General features: G+C 64.9%; 17 protein-coding genes and 2 tRNA genes. 7 read left to right on the top strand and 12 right to left on the bottom strand.

Annotated elements, in window-relative coordinates:
• The first annotated feature begins 129 nt into the window (after positions 1–129).
• The gene (locus ArtHe_RS07915; RefSeq protein ID WP_282568721.1) at positions 130–1,596 is read left to right on the top strand and encodes a glyceraldehyde-3-phosphate dehydrogenase; all 1,467 of its coding nucleotides are present in this window, start codon (positions 130–132) and stop codon (positions 1,594–1,596) included.
• A gap of 78 nt (positions 1,597–1,674) precedes the next feature.
• Here ArtHe_RS07915 and ArtHe_RS07910 read toward each other — a convergent pair whose 3' ends face one another.
• The 5 genes from ArtHe_RS07910 to ArtHe_RS07890 form a co-directional block, all read right to left on the bottom strand.
• A complete protein-coding gene (locus tag ArtHe_RS07910) occupies positions 1,675–2,247 on the bottom strand; it encodes a peptide deformylase (protein WP_248319503.1) in 573 nt (190 codons plus the stop codon).
• A gap of 49 nt (positions 2,248–2,296) precedes the next feature.
• Positions 2,297–3,454 (bottom strand): acyl-CoA dehydrogenase family protein, encoded by a 1,158-nt coding sequence (locus tag ArtHe_RS07905; RefSeq protein ID WP_248319502.1) that lies wholly within the window; start codon positions 3,452–3,454, stop codon positions 2,297–2,299.
• Positions 3,455–3,605: 151 nt separating this feature from the next.
• Positions 3,606–3,678 (bottom strand) — tRNA-His (locus ArtHe_RS07900).
• A 150-nt stretch (positions 3,679–3,828) separates the two neighbouring features.
• The gene (gene orn, locus ArtHe_RS07895; RefSeq protein WP_083521428.1) at positions 3,829–4,437 is read right to left on the bottom strand and encodes an oligoribonuclease; all 609 of its coding nucleotides are present in this window, start codon (positions 4,435–4,437) and stop codon (positions 3,829–3,831) included.
• A 52-nt stretch (positions 4,438–4,489) separates the two neighbouring features.
• Positions 4,490–4,963 carry a hypothetical protein gene (locus tag ArtHe_RS07890; RefSeq protein WP_248319501.1) on the bottom strand — a complete coding sequence of 158 codons (474 nt, stop codon included), beginning with the start codon at positions 4,961–4,963 and terminating at the stop codon, positions 4,490–4,492.
• A 414-nt stretch (positions 4,964–5,377) separates the two neighbouring features.
• Between ArtHe_RS07890 and mptB the strand changes: the two genes are divergently transcribed.
• Positions 5,378–6,916: a polyprenol phosphomannose-dependent alpha 1,6 mannosyltransferase MptB gene (gene mptB / locus ArtHe_RS07885; protein WP_066297142.1), complete on the top strand. Its 1,539-nt coding sequence runs from the start codon at positions 5,378–5,380 to the stop codon at positions 6,914–6,916.
• Here mptB and ArtHe_RS07880 read toward each other — a convergent pair.
• Positions 6,879–8,141 carry a glycosyltransferase 87 family protein gene (locus ArtHe_RS07880; RefSeq protein ID WP_248319500.1) on the bottom strand — a complete coding sequence of 421 codons (1,263 nt, stop codon included), beginning with the start codon at positions 8,139–8,141 and terminating at the stop codon, positions 6,879–6,881. The genes mptB and ArtHe_RS07880 overlap by 38 nt on opposite strands.
• A 120-nt stretch (positions 8,142–8,261) precedes the next feature.
• Between ArtHe_RS07880 and ArtHe_RS07875 the strand changes: the two genes are divergently transcribed.
• Positions 8,262–8,750 carry a DUF3224 domain-containing protein gene (locus ArtHe_RS07875; RefSeq protein WP_248319499.1) on the top strand — a complete coding sequence of 163 codons (489 nt, stop codon included), beginning with the start codon at positions 8,262–8,264 and terminating at the stop codon, positions 8,748–8,750.
• Between the two features lie 12 nt (positions 8,751–8,762).
• Here ArtHe_RS07875 and ArtHe_RS07870 read toward each other — a convergent pair whose 3' ends face one another.
• The 5 genes from ArtHe_RS07870 to ArtHe_RS07850 form a co-directional block, all read right to left on the bottom strand.
• Positions 8,763–9,542 (bottom strand): M50 family metallopeptidase, encoded by a 780-nt coding sequence (locus ArtHe_RS07870; protein ID WP_248319498.1) that lies wholly within the window; start codon positions 9,540–9,542, stop codon positions 8,763–8,765.
• A gap of 45 nt (positions 9,543–9,587) precedes the next feature.
• Positions 9,588–10,298 (bottom strand): anti-sigma factor, encoded by a 711-nt coding sequence (locus ArtHe_RS07865; protein ID WP_248319497.1) that lies wholly within the window; start codon positions 10,296–10,298, stop codon positions 9,588–9,590.
• A complete protein-coding gene (locus ArtHe_RS07860; RefSeq protein WP_248319496.1) occupies positions 10,282–10,848 on the bottom strand; it encodes a sigma-70 family RNA polymerase sigma factor in 567 nt (188 codons plus the stop codon). The genes ArtHe_RS07865 and ArtHe_RS07860 overlap by 17 nt, the downstream gene beginning before the upstream one ends.
• Positions 10,849–10,907: 59 nt before the next feature.
• Complete coding sequence (locus ArtHe_RS07855) at positions 10,908–11,615, bottom strand: class F sortase (RefSeq protein WP_248319495.1); 708 nt, start codon at positions 11,613–11,615, stop codon at positions 10,908–10,910.
• A 199-nt stretch (positions 11,616–11,814) separates the two neighbouring features.
• Entirely contained in the window at positions 11,815–12,654 is an 840-nt protein-coding gene (locus tag ArtHe_RS07850) for a DUF4397 domain-containing protein (RefSeq protein ID WP_248319494.1), read from the bottom strand.
• Positions 12,655–12,946: 292 nt separating this feature from the next.
• Between ArtHe_RS07850 and ArtHe_RS07845 the strand changes: the two genes are divergently transcribed.
• From ArtHe_RS07845 to ettA, 4 genes are all read left to right on the top strand, one after another.
• A tRNA-Arg gene (locus tag ArtHe_RS07845) sits at positions 12,947–13,019 on the top strand.
• Between the two features lie 254 nt (positions 13,020–13,273).
• Positions 13,274–13,819, top strand: a complete 546-nt coding sequence (gene ssb / locus ArtHe_RS07840) for a single-stranded DNA-binding protein (RefSeq protein WP_248319493.1) — start codon at positions 13,274–13,276, stop codon at positions 13,817–13,819.
• A 193-nt stretch (positions 13,820–14,012) separates the two neighbouring features.
• A complete protein-coding gene (locus tag ArtHe_RS07835; protein ID WP_248319492.1) occupies positions 14,013–14,573 on the top strand; it encodes a hypothetical protein in 561 nt (186 codons plus the stop codon).
• A gap of 221 nt (positions 14,574–14,794) precedes the next feature.
• On the top strand, positions 14,795–16,477 hold the full coding sequence (gene ettA, locus ArtHe_RS07830; RefSeq protein WP_066297162.1) for an energy-dependent translational throttle protein EttA: 1,683 nt from the start codon (positions 14,795–14,797) through the stop codon (positions 16,475–16,477).
• Between the two features lie 97 nt (positions 16,478–16,574).
• Here ettA and ArtHe_RS07825 read toward each other — a convergent pair whose 3' ends face one another.
• On the bottom strand, positions 16,575–17,471 hold the full coding sequence (locus ArtHe_RS07825; RefSeq protein ID WP_248319491.1) for an acyl-CoA thioesterase II: 897 nt from the start codon (positions 17,469–17,471) through the stop codon (positions 16,575–16,577).
• Between the last annotated feature and the right edge of the window lie 185 nt (positions 17,472–17,656).

The following is a 17,656-nucleotide window of genomic DNA, read 5'->3' as shown; positions in this document are numbered from 1 at the left end:
TGCCGCCTGTTTCACTGCGGCGAACTACGTAGACCCGGCCCTGCAAAGGGCTTGCCGGCGGCGCGTGCGCTGCCGGCCTTACCAACCGGTACAAAGCAGTGCCGGCTGAGACAAAGGATGTGAAGATCTGTGAGCCAGAAGTCCGATACCTGCCTGGATGCGTGGATGGACAGGGAGGCGATGGCAGAAGCCATGATCCCTCTCATTGGCCGGCTCTACCGGGAGAACAGCGTTGTTACCTCGGTCCACGGCCGCCCGCTGGTCAACCGCTCCGTTATCGACATTCTGAAGGCGCACCGCTTCGCCCGGCAGATCGACGACGCTGAGCTGCCCATTGCCGAGACCCTGCCGATCCTGCAGGCACTGACCGAGCTGGAACTGGGTGCAGCCTCCGTGGACCTGGCCAGGATGAACGCAAAATATCAGCGCGAAGGAAACGGCAGCTCCCTGCTGGACTTCCTGCGCTCGGAGCTTGCGGATGTGGCAGGCAAGCGCGGCGCCGACGAGCGGACCAGCACCGACGTCGTCCTCTATGGCTTCGGACGCATCGGACGCCTCCTGGCCCGTATCCTGATCGACCACGAAGGCGGGGGACAGGGCCTGCGGCTGCGAGCCATCGTGGTCCGCAAGGGTGCCGAAAACGACCTGGTCAAGCGGGCGAGCCTGCTGCGCCGTGACTCCGTGCACGGGGCCTTCCCCGGCACCATCACGGTTGACGAGGAAAACAACACCATCCTCGCCAATGGCACCCTGATCCAGGTCATCTACTCCAACGATCCAGCCACCGTGGACTACACGGCCTACGGGATCAACAACGCCATTGTGGTCGACAACACCGGCCGCTGGCGCGACGAAGAAGGGCTGGCCCAGCACCTGGCCGCCACGGGCGCCGCGCGGGTCCTGCTGACTGCCCCGGGCAAGGGCGACCTGAAGAACATCGTTCATGGCATCAACCACCAGGGCATCACCGATGAGGACACGATTCTCTCCGCGGCGTCCTGCACCACCAACGCCATCACCCCGGTGCTGAAGGTGCTCAACGAGAAGTACGGGATCGTGAACGGGCACGTGGAAACGGTGCACTCGTTCACCAATGACCAGAACCTGATCGACAACTTCCACAAGGGTGACCGGCGCGGACGTTCCGCCGCCCTGAATATGGTCATCACCGAAACCGGCGCAGCCAAGGCAGTTGCCAAGGCCCTGCCTGAGCTCGCCGGCAAGCTCAGCGGCAACGCCATCCGGGTGCCCACCCCGAATGTTTCCATGGCCATCCTGAACGTCAACATGGACACCGAGACCACCAAGGATGAGCTGAACACCTTCCTGCGCGAGACGTCGCTGAATTCGGAACTGCACAAGCAGATCGACTACATCGACTCTCCCGAGGTCGTTTCCAGCGATTTTGTCGGCTCCAAGCGTGCCGGTATCGTCGACGGGCTTGCCACTATCTCCAACGGTAAGAACGCCATCCTGTATGTCTGGTACGACAACGAATACGGCTACAGCTGCCAGGTCATCCGTGTGCTGGAAGAAATGGCGCATGTGAACCCGCCGGCTTTCCCCCGCGCCGAGGAACTGGTCGCCACGGTCTAGTCCAGATCGCTGCACACAAAAGCAGTGCCCTCCCGGGAATCCGGAAGGGCACTGCTTTTATGTTTACAAAATGGTGGATTAGTGACCGAACGGGTCCGGATCAACCCCGGGCATCCAGGTCAGACCCGGAACACCCCAGCCGTTCGCTTTGAGAACCTTGCGCGCCTTGCGCCCCCAGCGCTCATTGAGGCGGTCCACGTAGAGCTTTCCATCCAGATGGTCGTACTCGTGCTGCAGGACCCGGGCAAACCAGTCGGTGGCCTCGAACTGCACGGGCTTGCCGTTCTCATCCTTGCCGCTTATCCGCACCCAGTCAGCACGCTGCAGGGGGAAATTCTCGCCGGGAACGGACAGGCAGCCCTCGACATCCTCCTCCGGATCCGGAGCAGAACCCGGAACCTTGGACGTGACCAGCACCGGATTGATGACGACCCCGCGGTCAGGGGCGTCGTCGTCGTTCGGGTAGTCAAAGGTAAAAAGGCGCAGGCCAACACCCACCTGCGGGGCCGCGAGGCCGACGCCGTTGGACGCATCCATGGTTTCGTACATGTCTGCCACCAGGGTGCGCAGCTCCTCGTTGAAGTCCTGGACTTCGGCGGCCCTGCGGTGCAGCACCGGCTCTCCGTGAATAACGATCGGACGGACGGTCATTGGTTTTGAGGCTCTTTCTGCGAGGGGTCTGCGGTGGCGGGCGGGTGTGTCAGGCCGTAACGCTGCGGCCGATGACTTCGCGCATGATTTCTGAGGTACCGCCGAAGATGGTCAGCAGGCGGGCAGCGAGGAAAGCCTGGGCCACCGGGTACTCCATGATGTAACCGTAGCCGCCGTGCAGCTGCAGGCAGCGGTCGGTGATGGACTTGGCCCGTTCGCTGGCCCAAAGTTTGGCCTTGGCGGCCGAAACCGCGTCCAGCGTGCCCTCGTTGAACGCCCGGACCGCTGAATCCACATACGCTTCGGTCACCTCCACCTCGGTCAGGATGTCGGCCAGGACAAACCGGCTGTTCTGGAAATCGGCAATCCGTTCCCCAAAGGCACTGCGCTCTGCCGTGTACTGCAGAGTTGCTTCATAAACGGTCCGGGCCACTGCGGAGGACGCGACGGCGATGGCCAGGCGGCCCTGGGGCAGCTGGCCGGCGGCGTACTCCAGTCCCTTGCCTTCCTCACCAACGAGGTTCCCGGCAGGGACGCGGACGCTGTCGAAGTAAAGCTCCGCGGTATCCGAGGCCTTCACCCCCATCTTGTCCAGCTGGCGGCCGGTGGTGTAACCCTCGGTCTTCTCGACCATAAACATGCTGAAAGACCGGCGTCCGCCCCGCCCGGTGCTGCCGTCGGTGCGGGCAAGCACCAGGGCAGCGTCGCCGCTGATGCCGTTGCCGATGAAGGTCTTCTGGCCGCTGAGCAGCCAGTCGCCGTCGGAAGTCCGGACCGCCTTGGTTCGGATGCCGCGCAGGTCGCTGCCCGCCCCCGGCTCTGTCCACGCCACGGAGGTGACCTTGTCCCCGCTGACCATCTGGGGCAGCCAGCGTTCCTTGAGATCCTCGGAGCCGTAGGCCAGCAGGTGCGGGAGCACAAGGTCGTCATGGAGGTGGAAGGCCAGTGCGACGGCCAGGTGGTTCGCCCGGGCGAACTCCTCGTCCAGGACCACCCGGTACCGGTAATCGGGCATTCCCGCGCCGCCGAACTCTTCCGGCACCGCAAGGCCCAGCAGGCCCTGTTCGCCCGCTGCCTTCCACATCCTGCGCGGCATCATGTGGCCGGCATCCCAGACGGCGTAGTCCGGAGCGATCTCGCGGGCGTTGAATTCGCGGGCCAGGTCACGGAACAACTCGTGGTCCTCGTCAAAAAGCCTGCGTTCCACGACGGTGCCTCCTCAGGTAATCCCGTCCGGGGCGGGTGCCATCCGGTACCGGGGGACTGCCCGGCGGTGCGGGCAGAAGTATGAATACGTAGAAAGGCCGCCCCGGACATATCCGAGGCGGCCTTTCGAAGCTGGAAGCCAGCCTCATCTGGGTGAGTAACGGGGGTTGAACCCGCGACCTCCTGGACCACAACCAGGCGCTCTGCCAACTGAGCTATACCCACCATGTGCACTCAGATATCATTCACAAATTCCAGGCGAGTGGAGTTTGTGAACTCATTTATCTGAGGCAGCGGATACAAGCTTACACGGTTTTTTGGGTGCTCCTGACACAAGTGCCCCTCTGCGCCGGAAATGTGACGCACCTAACCTTTTTAGGCAGTTCGGGTCACTTCCGCGGCGATCTTTTTCGCGGCGGCCGAGTCCGGGCCGGGGGCCGGAACAAACACTGCGGCGCGGTAGTAGCGCAGCTCGTTGATGGAATCCTTGATGTCGCCCAGTGCGCGGTGGCCCCCGTTTTTCGCCGGGGCCTGGAAATAGGCTCGCGGATACCAGCGCCGGGCCAGTTCCTTGATGGTGGAGACGTCGATGATCCGGTAATGCAGGTAGTCGATGACCTCGGGCATATCGCGGGCCAGGAACATCCGGTCCGTGCCCACCGAGTTCCCGGCCAGCTGAGCCTTCTTCGGCTCCGGCACCCACTTGGTGATGTACTCGATGACCTCAGCCTCAGCTTCTGCGAGCGTCATCCCGTGGGGGAGCTCATCGAGAAGCTTGGACGTGGTGTGCATTTGGCGGACAAAGTCACCCATCTGCTCCAGCGCCGCCTCGTCGGGCTTGATGACGACGTCCACGCCGTCGCCGAGGACATTCAGTTCTGAGTCGGTCACCAGGACTGCGACCTCGATAAGGGCGTCGGCGCTGATGTCCAGGCCGGTCATCTCACAGTCGATCCACACAATACGTTCATTAGTTATTGGCACGAGACAAATGTACCCCTGCCCTGCCGGGCGTCCAGTGGGCCAGGCCGGCGGACTAGTGGCTGGAGTGGCTCCGCTGGCGGCGGTCCTGCCCCTCAGGGTCCGCGGTCTGGATAGTGGATCGGCGGGCGGGAACGTACGGCTGCAGGGGCAGGGAACCGGTTTCCGGCGGCCCGAACGTGCGCGTCCAGCGGCTCGTACCCTCAGCGGCGGCAGGGACCGGCCGGGCATGGGGGATTCGCAGGAATTCCTGCACCGCTTCGGGGGCCGGAGGAATGGCCGGCGCGGCAGCGGCGGTTTTGGCATCCGCCCGGGACACGGGAGAGGGCACGGCTTGCAGGTCTTCGGAGCCCTGCTCCGGAACCGGCTGAGCCGCGTTGGGGGCGGCAGCGCTGGGGGGAGTGGCAGTGGTCCGGGCGGGGCCGGCAGCGGCGGGCGCCGCCGTCGTGCTGCTGCTGCCCGCGGAGAGATACCAGGCGGCAACGAAGGCAGCCAGGAGCAGGACAGTCAATCCGGCGGCCAGGGCCACCGGCACCTCGGCCCACAGCAGGCAGACAGCGCTCGTTCCGGTGAGAAACAGGCCCCAGCCCAGCAGTTCAGGATTGCGGCGGGGTCTGGAACGGCCGCCCGGCGGTTTCGGGGCGCGGTGATCCCTACGCTTCCCTACAGGTTCTGCCCGGTGGCGCCCCACAGCCTTTACCGCCTTGTCTCGTCCGACTCAACGTCCCCAGTGTATGTGAGCCGCGCCCCACTACCGGCCAAGCACGCCGCAGCGTCCCAGGAGCGGCTGGGACTCGATGCTAATATTTGGCCTACTGACGAAGCCGCCGTGCACCGCTGGCGGTCCATTCCACCAAAGCGGATCTGCGGCGTCGCGTGCTCTGAACTGACGCACCTGTTCGTTGGGATAGCTGCACCACCACAGAGATTGGAATGACCCACGATGACCGCCCAGGTCCCTGCGACCGAGCCTTCGTCTCCCAAACCGGAGAACGCGAAAGCTGACCATCCCAACGTCGCGATTCTCCAAGGCTTCATTGGTTCGATGCTGATGCTCGCCGGGTCCCTCGGCGTCGGATGGCTGTCCCTCTCCTCCTACGAACTGCGCCGTGCCAGCTTCATCATGTGGCTGCGCTTCGAACCGGTCGGCGCCGTCCTGTCCGTGTTCCTGCTCGCCGTCGGCGGTATGCTCCTGGTCCGTTCCTGGCTGCGGTTCGGCCAGCGGATCGGCAACTGGGGTCCGGAATCCAGGCCCTTCGTCTTGAAGGCGATCGTGGCGTGGGGTGCCCCGATGGCACTGGCTCTGCCGCTGTTCAGCCGCGACGTTTTTGCCTACATTGCCCAGGGCCTGGTGATGGTCAGCGGCCTCAATCCGTATAAAGACGGCTATTCGCAGATTTCAAACTACCTGCAGCTGGGAGCGGACGATCTGTGGGCTCAGAGCCCCACCCCGTACGGCCCGATCTTCCTCTGGCTGGAGGAGATCGTTGTGCGCATCACCGGCGGACAGACGGAGTTCTCCATCCTCCTGTTCCGGCTGATCGCGCTGATCGGCGTGGCGATGTGCGTCTACTACGTGCCCAAGCTCGCCGAACTGCACGGCATCAACCCCAACCGGGCGCTGTGGCTGACGGCAGCCAATCCGCTGTTCCTGACCAACTTCATTGCCAGCATCCACAACGATGCCCTGATGATCGGTCTGGCACTGGCAGGCCTGTATTACGCAGCCACGAAACGGGCCATCCGCGGCATCCTGCTGGTCACGCTCTCCATCGGTATTAAGCCCATCACCCTCATCTTCCTGCCGTTCATCGGCTTGATGTGGGCCGGCAAGGGCGCGTCCTGGCCCCGGAAGTTCCTGTTCTGGTTCCTCACGGCAGGACTCTCACTGGGACTGCTGGCGGTCCTGGGCGTTGTCAACGGACTTGGGTTCGGCTGGGTGGGCGCCCTGAGCACGCCCGGCAGCGTATGGATCTGGTACGCGCCGGTCGGTTTCCTGGGGCTCGTGGTGGCCACGCTCGGCAACGCCGTCGGGCTGCCTGGATGGTCCTTCGCCGACGTTGTGCACACGCTTGGGCGCCTGGCGTCCTTCGCCGTCGTCTTCTGGCTGATGTTCGTGGGTGATTACAGCCGCCTGGTGCGCCGGCTTGCCCTGGCGTTTGCCGCGATCGTGATGCTCGCGCCGATGATCCAGTCCTGGTACGTGGTCTGGCTGATCCCGCTCTTCGCGGTGACCGGCATCCGCAATGACTGGCAGGTCAAGACGCTGTATCTCTTCGTCTCGTTCTTTATGGTTTACGCGATCAGCGACCAGCTCGACATCTGGCCGTACTTCGAATTCAGCCTCAGCGCCGCCCGCCAGATCGCAGCCGTCACGGCCGTGGCCTTCGCCCTCTACCTGATCTTCCTTGACCCGAAGACGAAGGTCCTGTTCCGCAAGAAACTTACGGAGCCTGCTCCGGGAGAGCTGCGGATTCACTGACCAGCCGCCCGTTGCGGGCCAGCTGAACGATGCGGATGACCGCCCAGACGAACAGGGCCATCACCAGCAGGTTCCGTACCGTGAGCATCGCGGCGACGCCGGCGTTCAGATCGTCATACAGTGCCGCGTAGAACATGGGGTAGACCAAGGTCGTGAGCGCTGCCACCGGAATCATCATCAGGGCCGGGAGACGCCAGGAGCGTCCCTCCCACGCAACGCCGACGGCGGTGACGGCGCCGAGCCACAGCATGAACTGCGGCGAGCCGACCTTGTTGAAGACGATAAACGCGCCGACAAGGGCCAGGGAGCCGGCGGCGAGCAGTGAACCGGCGTCGGCCCCGCGGCGATGCGCCCAAAGCAGCAGAACGACGACGGCGACGGCCGCCACCGCGAGCAGGGGAGTCATCAGGGCAGCGACGGGTTCGCCCCAGGCCCCGCGCACCTCACGCGTGTTGATGACGGTGTCTTCAAAAATGTAGGCACCGGAACGGCCCAGGATGGCCTGCCACAGTCCGGGGGTCGTGAACGGCGCCTCGAGCTGCATGCCGCGGTCGCCCTGGGCACCGACGAAACTGAGCAGATAGCGCAGGCCGCCGGAGGCGGCCACCACCACTGCGACGGCCGCGGACACAGCGGCACCTGTCACCAGGACGGTGAGGCGCCGGCGTGAGACAGCCAGGACGGCGAGGATGACGGCGGCCGGCCACACCTTGATCCAGGTGGCGGCTGCCAGCAGTGCCGACGCGGCTACCGGGCGCTTGGCCAGCAGCAGCATGCCAATGATCACCAGGGGCACGGTCAGCCCGTCGACCCGGCCCACCGCTACGGGGCCGAGCAGCGCTGTGATCCCCATCCACCAGTAGGCGGCCGCAAACCGCTGACGGGTGCGCTTGCCGGTCAGCACTGCTAGGGCCGCCGCATTCAGTCCGGCGAAAATCAGGAACCAGGCGAACTGATAGGCCCCGTAGCCGAAGACCGCTGCCAGGAGCATGGGTGCCAGTGCGCCAATCGGATAAACCCACGCTGTGCTGATTCCCTGCCACTGACCGCCGTCGAGGCCCTCGAACGCCCACTGCCGGTAGAACTGGATATCGCTGAGGACTTCACCGGTGAAAATCAGGGGGCTGAGCAGTGCGAAGAAGAGCAGGTGAAGGACGCCGAAACTGATCCACAGGAAGGAGGTACGCATGTACCGGGGCTCAGCGGATACCGGTGTGGATGACATGCGTAGGGGCTCTCCTTCAGGGTAATTTCGGGGCCCCCGAACGGCGGCGCCCCAGCGACAAGGGTACCGTCGGCACGACACGGGCATGCAATTGGTGCCCGGACACGGGATACTGAAGATATGTCCGACGGAACAGAACACTCGATCACTGCCGATTTCGACGTCTCATCATGGGAGCCCACGCCCTATGTTGTGGAGGGAACCAACAGCGAACTCTCGACCGTGCGGGCGGTGAAAATCTTTGAGGGCGCCATCTCCGGCACCAGCGTTGCCGACCTGCTCCTTGCCGGCAATGCCGCCGGCGCCGGCTACGTCGGCAGTGAGGTTTTCGCCGGCAGTGTGGAAGGCCGCGAAGGCACCATGGTCATTCAGCACTGGGGCCTGGCCGAAGGGGAAGCGACAGCATCTTCCGGGCACATCATTCCGGGGTCGGGTACCGGGGGGCTGGCCGGAATCTCCGGAAAGGCCATCTTCACCCAGGCAGAGGACGGCCAGCACCGGCTGGAACTCCGCGTGACTTTCCCGGGAAGTCCGGCACCTGCGCACGGGCAGCACGACGCCGGCTTCGAAGGCACAGCCGAATCCGGTTCCGCGGCAGAATCCCGTTAGGCAGGAAAGCGCTTACAAGGACGCCAGCAGCCACAACGATCCCGCCGCGCTGGCGGCAATAACCAGTGCGAAGGCCGTGAGCCAGAGTCCGCCGGGAATACCAGTGCGCTGTGCGAGGATCCAGGCGTCCGACGAGGACAGTGCATGCCGCCGCCGGGTGTGGACGTTCAGGAGGTTTATCCAATCCCGGACTGCGCCGGTGACCAGGGCGATGCCGAGCGTGACGACGGCGTAGGCCACCAGTCCCGCGGGAACGAACCAAACCAGCAGCACGGCGGCGGCGGCGCAGCCGCCGGCAATGGCCAGACCCTGCAGGTTGCGGATGAACAGCAGCGCTGCGGCGAGGACCAGGACGCCCAGGGACAGTGCCGCCGTCGCCCATCCCTGGCTCGCGGCCCAAATCAGAGCCAGCCCCGTGACCGCGGGCACGGGGTAGCCCCAGAAACCCGCCCACACCGCACCGAAACCTCCACGGCCGAGGCTGCGCATCTGTCCGGAGTGATCGAAGCGCAGTTCGATTCCGGAGATGCGGTGCCCGGCGCTGAGCGCTGCGAAGGCATGCCCAAGTTCGTGGACGAAGGTGACATACAGGCCGAACCACCGCCAGGTTGCCCGTGGGACGGCAAGGACCGCGGCTGCCGCTGCCAGGCCCAGGAGGATCCATGGCGATGCTTCCAGGCCCTCGGTCCGCATAAAGCCGCCGCTGATCCGGGACCACAATTCCGCGGGCCAGCCCGGGTCCCCGCCGGACGTGCTGGTGCCGGTCACCGCGGGAAGCAGGACCCTAGTCAAGTGCGCTCCCTGGTATTTGCCCGTGGTGTGGTTCTGGAATAACTGTCAGAGCTCCAGCTGGCCGCGAAGAATCGAATTACCTGAATGGGCGGGATTGCCGTCAAGCGGCTCATCCGAGATGTCAACAATCGGGTAGGCAGACAGGTCCAGGCCGGCAGGGATGCGGAACCGCGCCTCGCGCCCTTCCATGGTGCCCAGGCTCACCATGGAGGTGATGTCCGGCGAGATCAGCCAGACTTCGCGGTAGCCCTCTGCCTGGCTGCTGCTTGCCGTGACCAGGAGTTCACGCTCACCGTCGGGCAGCTGATCAACGGTTGCCGTGCCTTCATCGCTGTAGGAGGGCAGCGGTTCCAGCACTGTGGAGGCTAGGACTTCCGGCTGCGGCGCCTGGCTGCGGACAATTCCCCAAGTAGCCGCCCCGGCGATCAGGACGGCGGCAGCGGCTGCGGCCACCCACCGGGCAGCGCGGCTGCGGCGTTTACTGTCCAGGGAAACCGGCTGCTCCGGCTGGCTGCCGGCCAGTGGGTCCCGGCGCAATTCCGGTCCGAGGCCAAGGGCGGCATGGATGTTTTCCCAGACCTCCGGGGGCGGCACCGAGCCGTCGAGTGTTTCGCTGCTGCGCCCGGCGCGGACAACCCGGCCGTAGGACCGTACCTCGGCCTGGCAGCGGGCGCAGCCGTCCAAATGGGCGGCCTCCTCCGCCGTCGGCTCCTCACCAAGCGCGAGGAGAGCCAATGCATCATCGTGCAGGTGCATCGCTGACCTCCAATCGTTGCCGCAGCTGGATGAGTCCCCGGCGGATATGGCTCTTAACGGTTCCCAGGGGCAATTTGAGCCGCTCCGATATTTGCTGATGGGTCAGGTCTTCGTGGAAGGCCAGTCGGAGGATGGAGTGCTGCGGCTCGCCCAGCCGGGTGAGTTCGGCGTCGAGCACTACTTTGTCCGCGACGCTCTCCGGGTCCGGCACGAGGTGTGGGGTGCGCTGGTCCCGGGCAGCTGCGCCCTCCAGCACGTCATCTTCCCGGATCCGCGACGCAGTCATGCTCACGGCGACATTCCGGGAGATTCCAACCAGCCAGGCCGCCAGGGTTGACCGGTCCGGCGAATAGCTCTCCCGGTAGCGCCAGGCACGGATGAAAACCTCCTGCACCGCATCGTCCGCTGCTGATGGATCCAGCAGACGCCGAAGCGCCATGGTGCGGATCAGCGGCGCGAAGCGGCGGTACGCCTCTGCGAGTGCGGCCTCCTCACCAGCGGCGAAAGCCCCGTCGAGGACGTCGCCCCCCTCGGTGGCACCGGATGACATCTGGGACGTTCTCCTGCCGTTGGCCAGCTTTACAGTGCTGGAGGTACTGCGGAATGTCCCTATGATAGCGGCGCAGCCGTGAGTACAACGTTATCTTCATAGTCGTCTTCCGTGTCGAGCCACCTGCCGCCACAGGTCACCAGCTTCAGGAGCGGGCTCCCTGCGCGGTCAAAGAGACGGTGTCCGTCGAGTGAGCGTTTGGCGATGTTCTCGACCTTTTCGGTCTGGTAGACGACGGCGGATCCGTCTTCCAGCGTCACTGTCACCTGGGTTCCCGCCGGGACATCCTTCAGCCCCGCAATGGGCAGGGCCTCTGTCCGTGAATCCACGTGGGCCGCCAGGACAACGGATCCGGCCGGGGACCCGGGCCCGGGGCCGTAGCGGTACCAGCCGGCCTGGTAATGGTTATCCGGGATGGTCATGGCACCGTTGTCCTCCACTCCGGTGGGCACTACCTCAAGATCGATTCCGGTTCCGGCAACCTGCACCCGTACCGGCTGCGCCAGGGACTCCACTGCTTCGGGAGTGGCCTGGCGGATCGGTATATCGGCCGGCCCGGCTCCTGGCGCGCTGCCCGGAGCAGCGGTGGATGCTGCTGCCGGGGTGGTGGGGACCGCGGTGGATGCTGCCGGACTGCCCGTGGAAGTTTCAGCGGGCGCCGCTGGGCTGCCCGTGGTCGGTGCCGGGCCGCAGGCTCCCAATCCCACCGTCCCGGCCGCCAGCAGCGCGGCGGCGAGGTATCGGCGGGCGCTTCCTGGTTGATGCATTTACCTGTCCTGTCCTGTTTGGGGTTTGGGGTTTGGGGTTGCGCTGCGGATCTTCGCCGGGCGGACCTTCTTCCGAACGGAGCGCCGCAAGGTGCGGTGCAGCGGGAGGGCTGCACCGCACCTTCCGGACCTTTCATGCTCTTCAGACCCCGCATGATTTTTCAGGCTTAGCCGGCCTGGCGCGGGGGAGCAGCCGGTATCAGCGGGAGACGGTCCCGGTTGCCGCTGCCTTGGCTGCGTTGCGCCGGCGGACCAGCACAGCGCTTCCGGCCAATGCCATGAGGGTCAGGCCACCCGCGGCAGCGAACACCGTTCCGTCGGGGGCAGTCTCTGCGGCAAGCGCTCCGGGCACAGCGCTGGGGGCGCTTTCCATGCCGGCAATAGTCTGCGTGGCAAGCGCCAGATTGCCTTCCTCCAGGGATCCCCACGCGTAGACGATCGTTTGGACGCCTTCGGGAAGCGTGAGATCGGCCGGGCCGATCACCGGCTCAGTGGTTCCCGCGGCCGCCACGGAAGCCGAGATTGTTCCGGCGTCGACTGGGAGAGTCTTCTCCCCGGGGTTGGCGAGGTTGGTGATCACCGGGGTGCCGTTAGCCAGGACATCGACCGCAGGAGCGGCCGCGACGTGGCGGACAGTCAGGTGGGCCTTGCCTGCGGAGATGGTGGACGTGTCGTTGGTGTACACATTCGCTGTTGGGGTGCCGTCCGCACTCAGATTGGCGACGGCGGTGAAATTGCCGCCGGCTGTGAGGTTGGCGGAAACCGGGCCGATGATGGGAGCGGAAGCGTCTGTGGCATCTGCTGCGGTAATCGCCAGCTCATAGCTTCCGGCCGGCAGGGGCAGGGGTCCGGCCATGGAGCCCGGAGTGAAGTCGTCAAGGGTCAGGGCGCCGTTGACGTACACGTCCACGGTGGTGCCGGGAACCGCGTGGAAAACTGAGAGCTGGGCGTCATCCGCAGCTGACGCTGCGGGAGCCGCGGCGAGTCCTGCTCCGGCTGCCAGTCCTGCTGCGGCGAATAGTGTGGCGGTCCTGCGCATGGCTTTCTCCTCTGGTTTTGCCGGTTCGAGGACCGGCTTTGTTGTGGCCTACATCTCCTTTACTTCCGGTGATGTGTATTTGGATGCAGCAGCATCGAAATATTTTCGGCGCGGAGTCTGCCCCGCGTTGGCGGCAGCGGATACGGCCGGGGTTCAGCACAGTGCACCCCTGCTGCATCCGGATCGGGGAGATCCTTTGGTGCCTTTCCGTGCGGCAGGGGACAGAAGGCTTCTTCCGCGCCTGAAGTGCTGCGGCCCGGGCCGGGAGACGCGTAGTATCATCGATTGGTCTGCCCTCGTAGCTCAATGGATAGAGCAACGGCCTTCTAATCCGTAGGTTGCGCGTTCGAGTCGCGCCGGGGGCACCTTCTGAAGCCTTCAGCCCGGCGACGCCGCGGCTGGAGGGTTCTGCTCTTAACCGGACAGGGAATCAGGCCGCCTTGCTGCCACCTGTCCTCCCCAGCCGTGCGGTGGGGGCTGCCGGCTCAGCTGCATCCACAGTCCGGCCGCTGCTGCCACTGCGGATCTCGTATCCCGGCACACTGGCTGAACCGGCCAACCGCGCCGGAATCATTCCGGCGTTCGGTACCGGCGCCGACAGCAGCAGAAGGGGAAGCCCATGACTGACACCATTACCCTCCGCGGTTTTGTTGCGACGGAGGTCCGGACCACCACGGCAGAAAGCGGCCTGGCGATCGCGGGCTTCCGGATGTGCACCACCGAGAGGCGATTCGACCGGGAGGCCAGCCTCTGGGTTGACGGGCACACGAACTGGTATTCGGTCTCGATGTTCCGTCAACTTGCCACCAACGCCGGCGTGAGCATCCACAAAGGGGACCGCGTCATCGTTACCGGCAGGCTCCGGGTCCGGCAGTGGGCCACCGAAGGCGGACGCAGCGGTACATCCGTCGATATCGACGCAGATTCGGTAGGGCACGACTTGATGTGGGGCACCGCGAATTTCCGCCGGAACGTCAGCGCCGCGCCGCCCCTCCGGGATGTCTCCGGGGACAGCGCAGGCGACATGCCTGGCGATGTGGATCCGGAAACCGGGGAACTGCTGGCAACGGGGACCGAGGAGTTTGGGCCGGGCCTCGAAGGCAGCCTTGGGTTCAGCCCGGACACCGTCGAAACTGAGGGGAGTGAGCCAGCGCCCGCTTACTAAGTCCCAGCCCCAGCCCCAGCCCTCAGCCAGCCCAGCCGGTCTCGGCGCATCACAGCCCCGCACCCGCTGATGGGCCCTAAAGGCACATCTCATTGGCTCACGTCATCAGTTCTCCTTGGCACACGTCACTGACACACCTCACTGGCCACACGTCATTGGCACAGAGCAACCCGGTGCATGGCAGAATGACGGGGTGAATGCACAGAAGCAGGGAGCCGAGTCCGGGCTTGCGGGAAGGACGCCCCTGAACAGGTTTTCTTCGGAGGCCCGGATTTCTTCGGAGTCCCGGGTTCCTTCGGGGAGCCGGACCTCCAGGCAGCTGCCGCTGTACACCGGCGTGGCTGCGCTGGCCTGTCTGGTGCTGGGACTGTCCGGATGCGGGGCTGCAGGGCCGGCCGCGGAAGGTCAGCAGCAGGCACCGGCAGAATCCAGCAGCAGCGCAGGAACCGGTGCGGCTCCGGTCAGAATTCCGGAAGCCGATGCTGTGCAGTCGGAGCTCGAGGCCCTCGCCGCACAGACCCCTTCTCCCTCCCGGAACGCCGTGCGGGAGGCCTACGCCGCTGCAGGGTTCAGCCTGGACGCCGTCGACGTCTCGCAGGACATCACCCCCACCGGTCTCGCCGTGGACTCCATCGTTGCCGGGGCCCCGGTGGGCGGGGAATGCGTCCTGGGCGAAGTCCGCAGTGGAAACGTCACAGTGACGGTGGCGCCGGCGCTTTCAAGCGGGCAGTGCCTCCTTGGAGACGACCGGTAGCGACAGATCGGGCCGGGCAAGGATACGTAGGGCCGGGCAGGGATACGTCGGGGCAGAGACAGTACCGGGCAGAGACAGAGCCGGGCTGCGGCGGGTTAGCGCCGGGATTCCGGCCGGATGGACACAGAAAACAGACTGCTCCACCGTTCCGGGGTTCCCGGGCACCGGCCGGGCTGTGCATCAAATGGCACTTAGTGGCACCGACACACTAGCCTGAGAGCATGGCGGAATTTATCTACACGATGACCAAGGCCCGAAAGGCCGTTGGCGACAAAGTTATTCTCGACGACGTAAGCATGTCCTTCTACCCCGGCGCCAAGATCGGTGTGGTGGGGCCTAACGGTGCCGGTAAGTCCACCATCCTCAAGATCATGGCCGGACTGGATACCCCTTCCAATGGTGAGGCCCGGCTCAGTGCTGGATACTCCGTGGGCATCCTGCTCCAGGAACCACCGCTGAATGAGGAAAAGACCGTACTCGGCAACGTCCAGGAGGGCGTTGGCGAGATCTACGCCAAGATCCAGCGTTTCAACGAAATTTCCGAGGCAATGTCGGAGCCCGATGCGGACTTCGACAGCCTGCTGGAGGAAATGGGCAAGCTGCAGGAAGCCATTGACGCTGCCGATGCCTGGGACATTGATTCCCAGCTCGAACAGGCCATGGATGCCCTGCGGTGCCCGCCGGCCGACGCCGACGTTACCCTCCTTTCCGGTGGTGAGCGGCGCCGGGTCGCGCTCTGCAAGCTTCTGCTGCAGAAGCCTGACCTCCTGCTCCTCGATGAGCCCACCAACCACCTGGACGCGGAGAGCGTGCTTTGGCTCGAGCAGCACCTGTCCGCCTACCATGGCGCCGTCCTGGCTGTGACCCACGACCGGTACTTCCTGGACCACGTGGCCCAGTGGATCGCCGAAGTGGACCGCGGTCACCTCTACCCGTACGAGGGTAACTACTCCACCTACTTGGAGAAGAAGCGCGCGCGCCTCGAAGTGCAGGGCAAAAAAGACCAGAAGCTGGCCAAGCGCCTCACGGAGGAACTGGACTGGGTCCGCTCCAACGCCAAGGGCCGCCAGACCAAGTCCAAGGCCCGCCTGGCCCGCTACGAAGAAATGGCAGCGGAAGCCGACCGCACCCGCAAGCTGGACTTCGAGGAGATTCAGATCCCGCCGGGCCCGCGCCTGGGTTCGCTGGTGCTGGAGGCCAAAAACCTGCAAAAGGGTTTCGGCGACCGCAAGCTGATTGACGGCCTGTCCTTCTCGTTGCCGCGCAACGGCATTGTTGGCGTGATCGGCCCGAACGGTGTGGGTAAGTCCACGCTCTTCAAGACGATCGTTGGTATGGAAGAGCTCGACGGCGGTGAGCTCAAGATCGGTGACTCCGTCAAGATTTCCTATGTGGATCAGTCACGCGGCGGAATCGATCCGGAAAAGAGCCTGTGGGAGGTCGTTTCCGACGGACACGACTGGATTCAGGTCGGACAGGTCGAAATGCCGTCCCGCGCCTACGTCTCCGCCTTCGGGTTCAAAGGACCGGACCAGCAGAAGAAGGCGGGTGTGCTCTCCGGTGGTGAGCGTAACCGCCTGAACCTGGCCATGACCCTGAAGCAGGGCGGAAACCTGCTCCTGCTCGATGAGCCCACTAACGACCTCGACGTCGAAACGCTCTCCAGCCTGGAGAACGCGCTCCTGGAGTTCCCGGGCTGCGCCGTCGTCGTATCGCACGACCGCTGGTTCCTGGACCGGGTGGCAACCCACATCCTTGCCTGGGAAGGCACCGATGAGAATCCCGGCAACTGGTACTGGTTCGAAGGCAACTTTGAGTCCTACGAGGAGAACAAGGTGGAACGGCTCGGCGCCGATGCAGCCAAGCCGCACCGCGTGACGCACCGCCGCCTGACCCGCGACTGAGCCGATACGCTGCCCGCCTGAGGCACTAATGGGCAGGCAGCCACGTAAAACGCCCCCGTCAATGACGGGGGCGTTTTACGTTTACCGGTCGAAAGGCTCAGGCTCCGGCGGGGTCCGGCAGCCGGATCATGCCTTCCTGGGCGATGGTGGCCACGAGCTGGCCTGCGCGGTTGAAGATCCTGCCCGTGGACAGCCCGCGGGCGCCGGAAGCGCTGGGGGACTCCTGGACGTAGAGCATCCATTCATCAACGCGCACCGGGCGGTGCCACCACATGGCATGGTCCAGGCTTGCTACCGACATGCCGCGGGTGGCCCAGGAAACGCCGTGGCGGCGGAGGACGGGCTCAAGGATCGTGTAGTCGGTGGCATAGGCCAGGGCAGCACGGTGCAGGTTCTGGTCATCGGGCATGGGGCCAAAGGTCTTCATCCAGACCGCGTTGCGGGCCGTCCGCTCAGGGTCGGTCTCGAAGTACACGGGCTTATCCACATGGCGGATGTCCATCGGACGGTAGTAGGACCAGGCCTTGGCTACCGGATGGTCGAAAGACGCCAGCAGGTCCGCAGTTGTAGGCAGGCTCTCGGGGTCGGGGACCCCCTCGGGCATGGGCTCCTGATGGTCGAGCCCGCCGTCCGGCACCTGGAAGGAGGCAATCAGGGAAAGGATGGGCACGCCGTTCTGGTAGGCGTGGGTGCGGCGGGCCGAGAAGGACCGGCCATCCCGGAGCCGCTCCACTCCGAAAGTGATCGGCACTTCGGTGTCACCCGGACGGAGGAAATAGCCGTGCATGGAATGCATGAGCCGGTCGGCCGGAACTGTCCGCGCGGCGGCCACCAGCGACTGGCCAAGGACCTGCCCGCCGAAGACCCGCTTGCGCGGCTCGTGCTGGGAACCGCCAACGAAGATATCCTCGTCGGTTTTTGCCCCGCCCGCATTGCTCAGATCCAGAAGCTCGATCAGCGCGGCAGTCGGATCAAAATTCTCGGCTGATGCCATGGGTTATTGCTCCTTGAAGGCAGTGTTCTCAGGCGGTAAAAGTTCCGGTCCCGGCACGGGGACCATCTTTGAGATTAGACGTACCTGCACGCAAGGCCCAACATTCGGTGCCGTAGGGACCGAATGTGCGCGCCGCCGCAGAACCAAGCTTTCGTGCTAGCCGGAACCTACCTGAGAGGATGGAT

The sequence above is a fragment of the Arthrobacter sp. Helios genome, assembly GCF_023167125.1.
In the GTDB taxonomy this organism is placed as follows: domain Bacteria; phylum Actinomycetota; class Actinomycetes; order Actinomycetales; family Micrococcaceae; genus Arthrobacter_B; species Arthrobacter_B luteolus.
The sequence above is the reverse complement of the archived record's forward strand: the minus strand, read 5'-3'. Positions and strand labels throughout refer to the sequence as shown.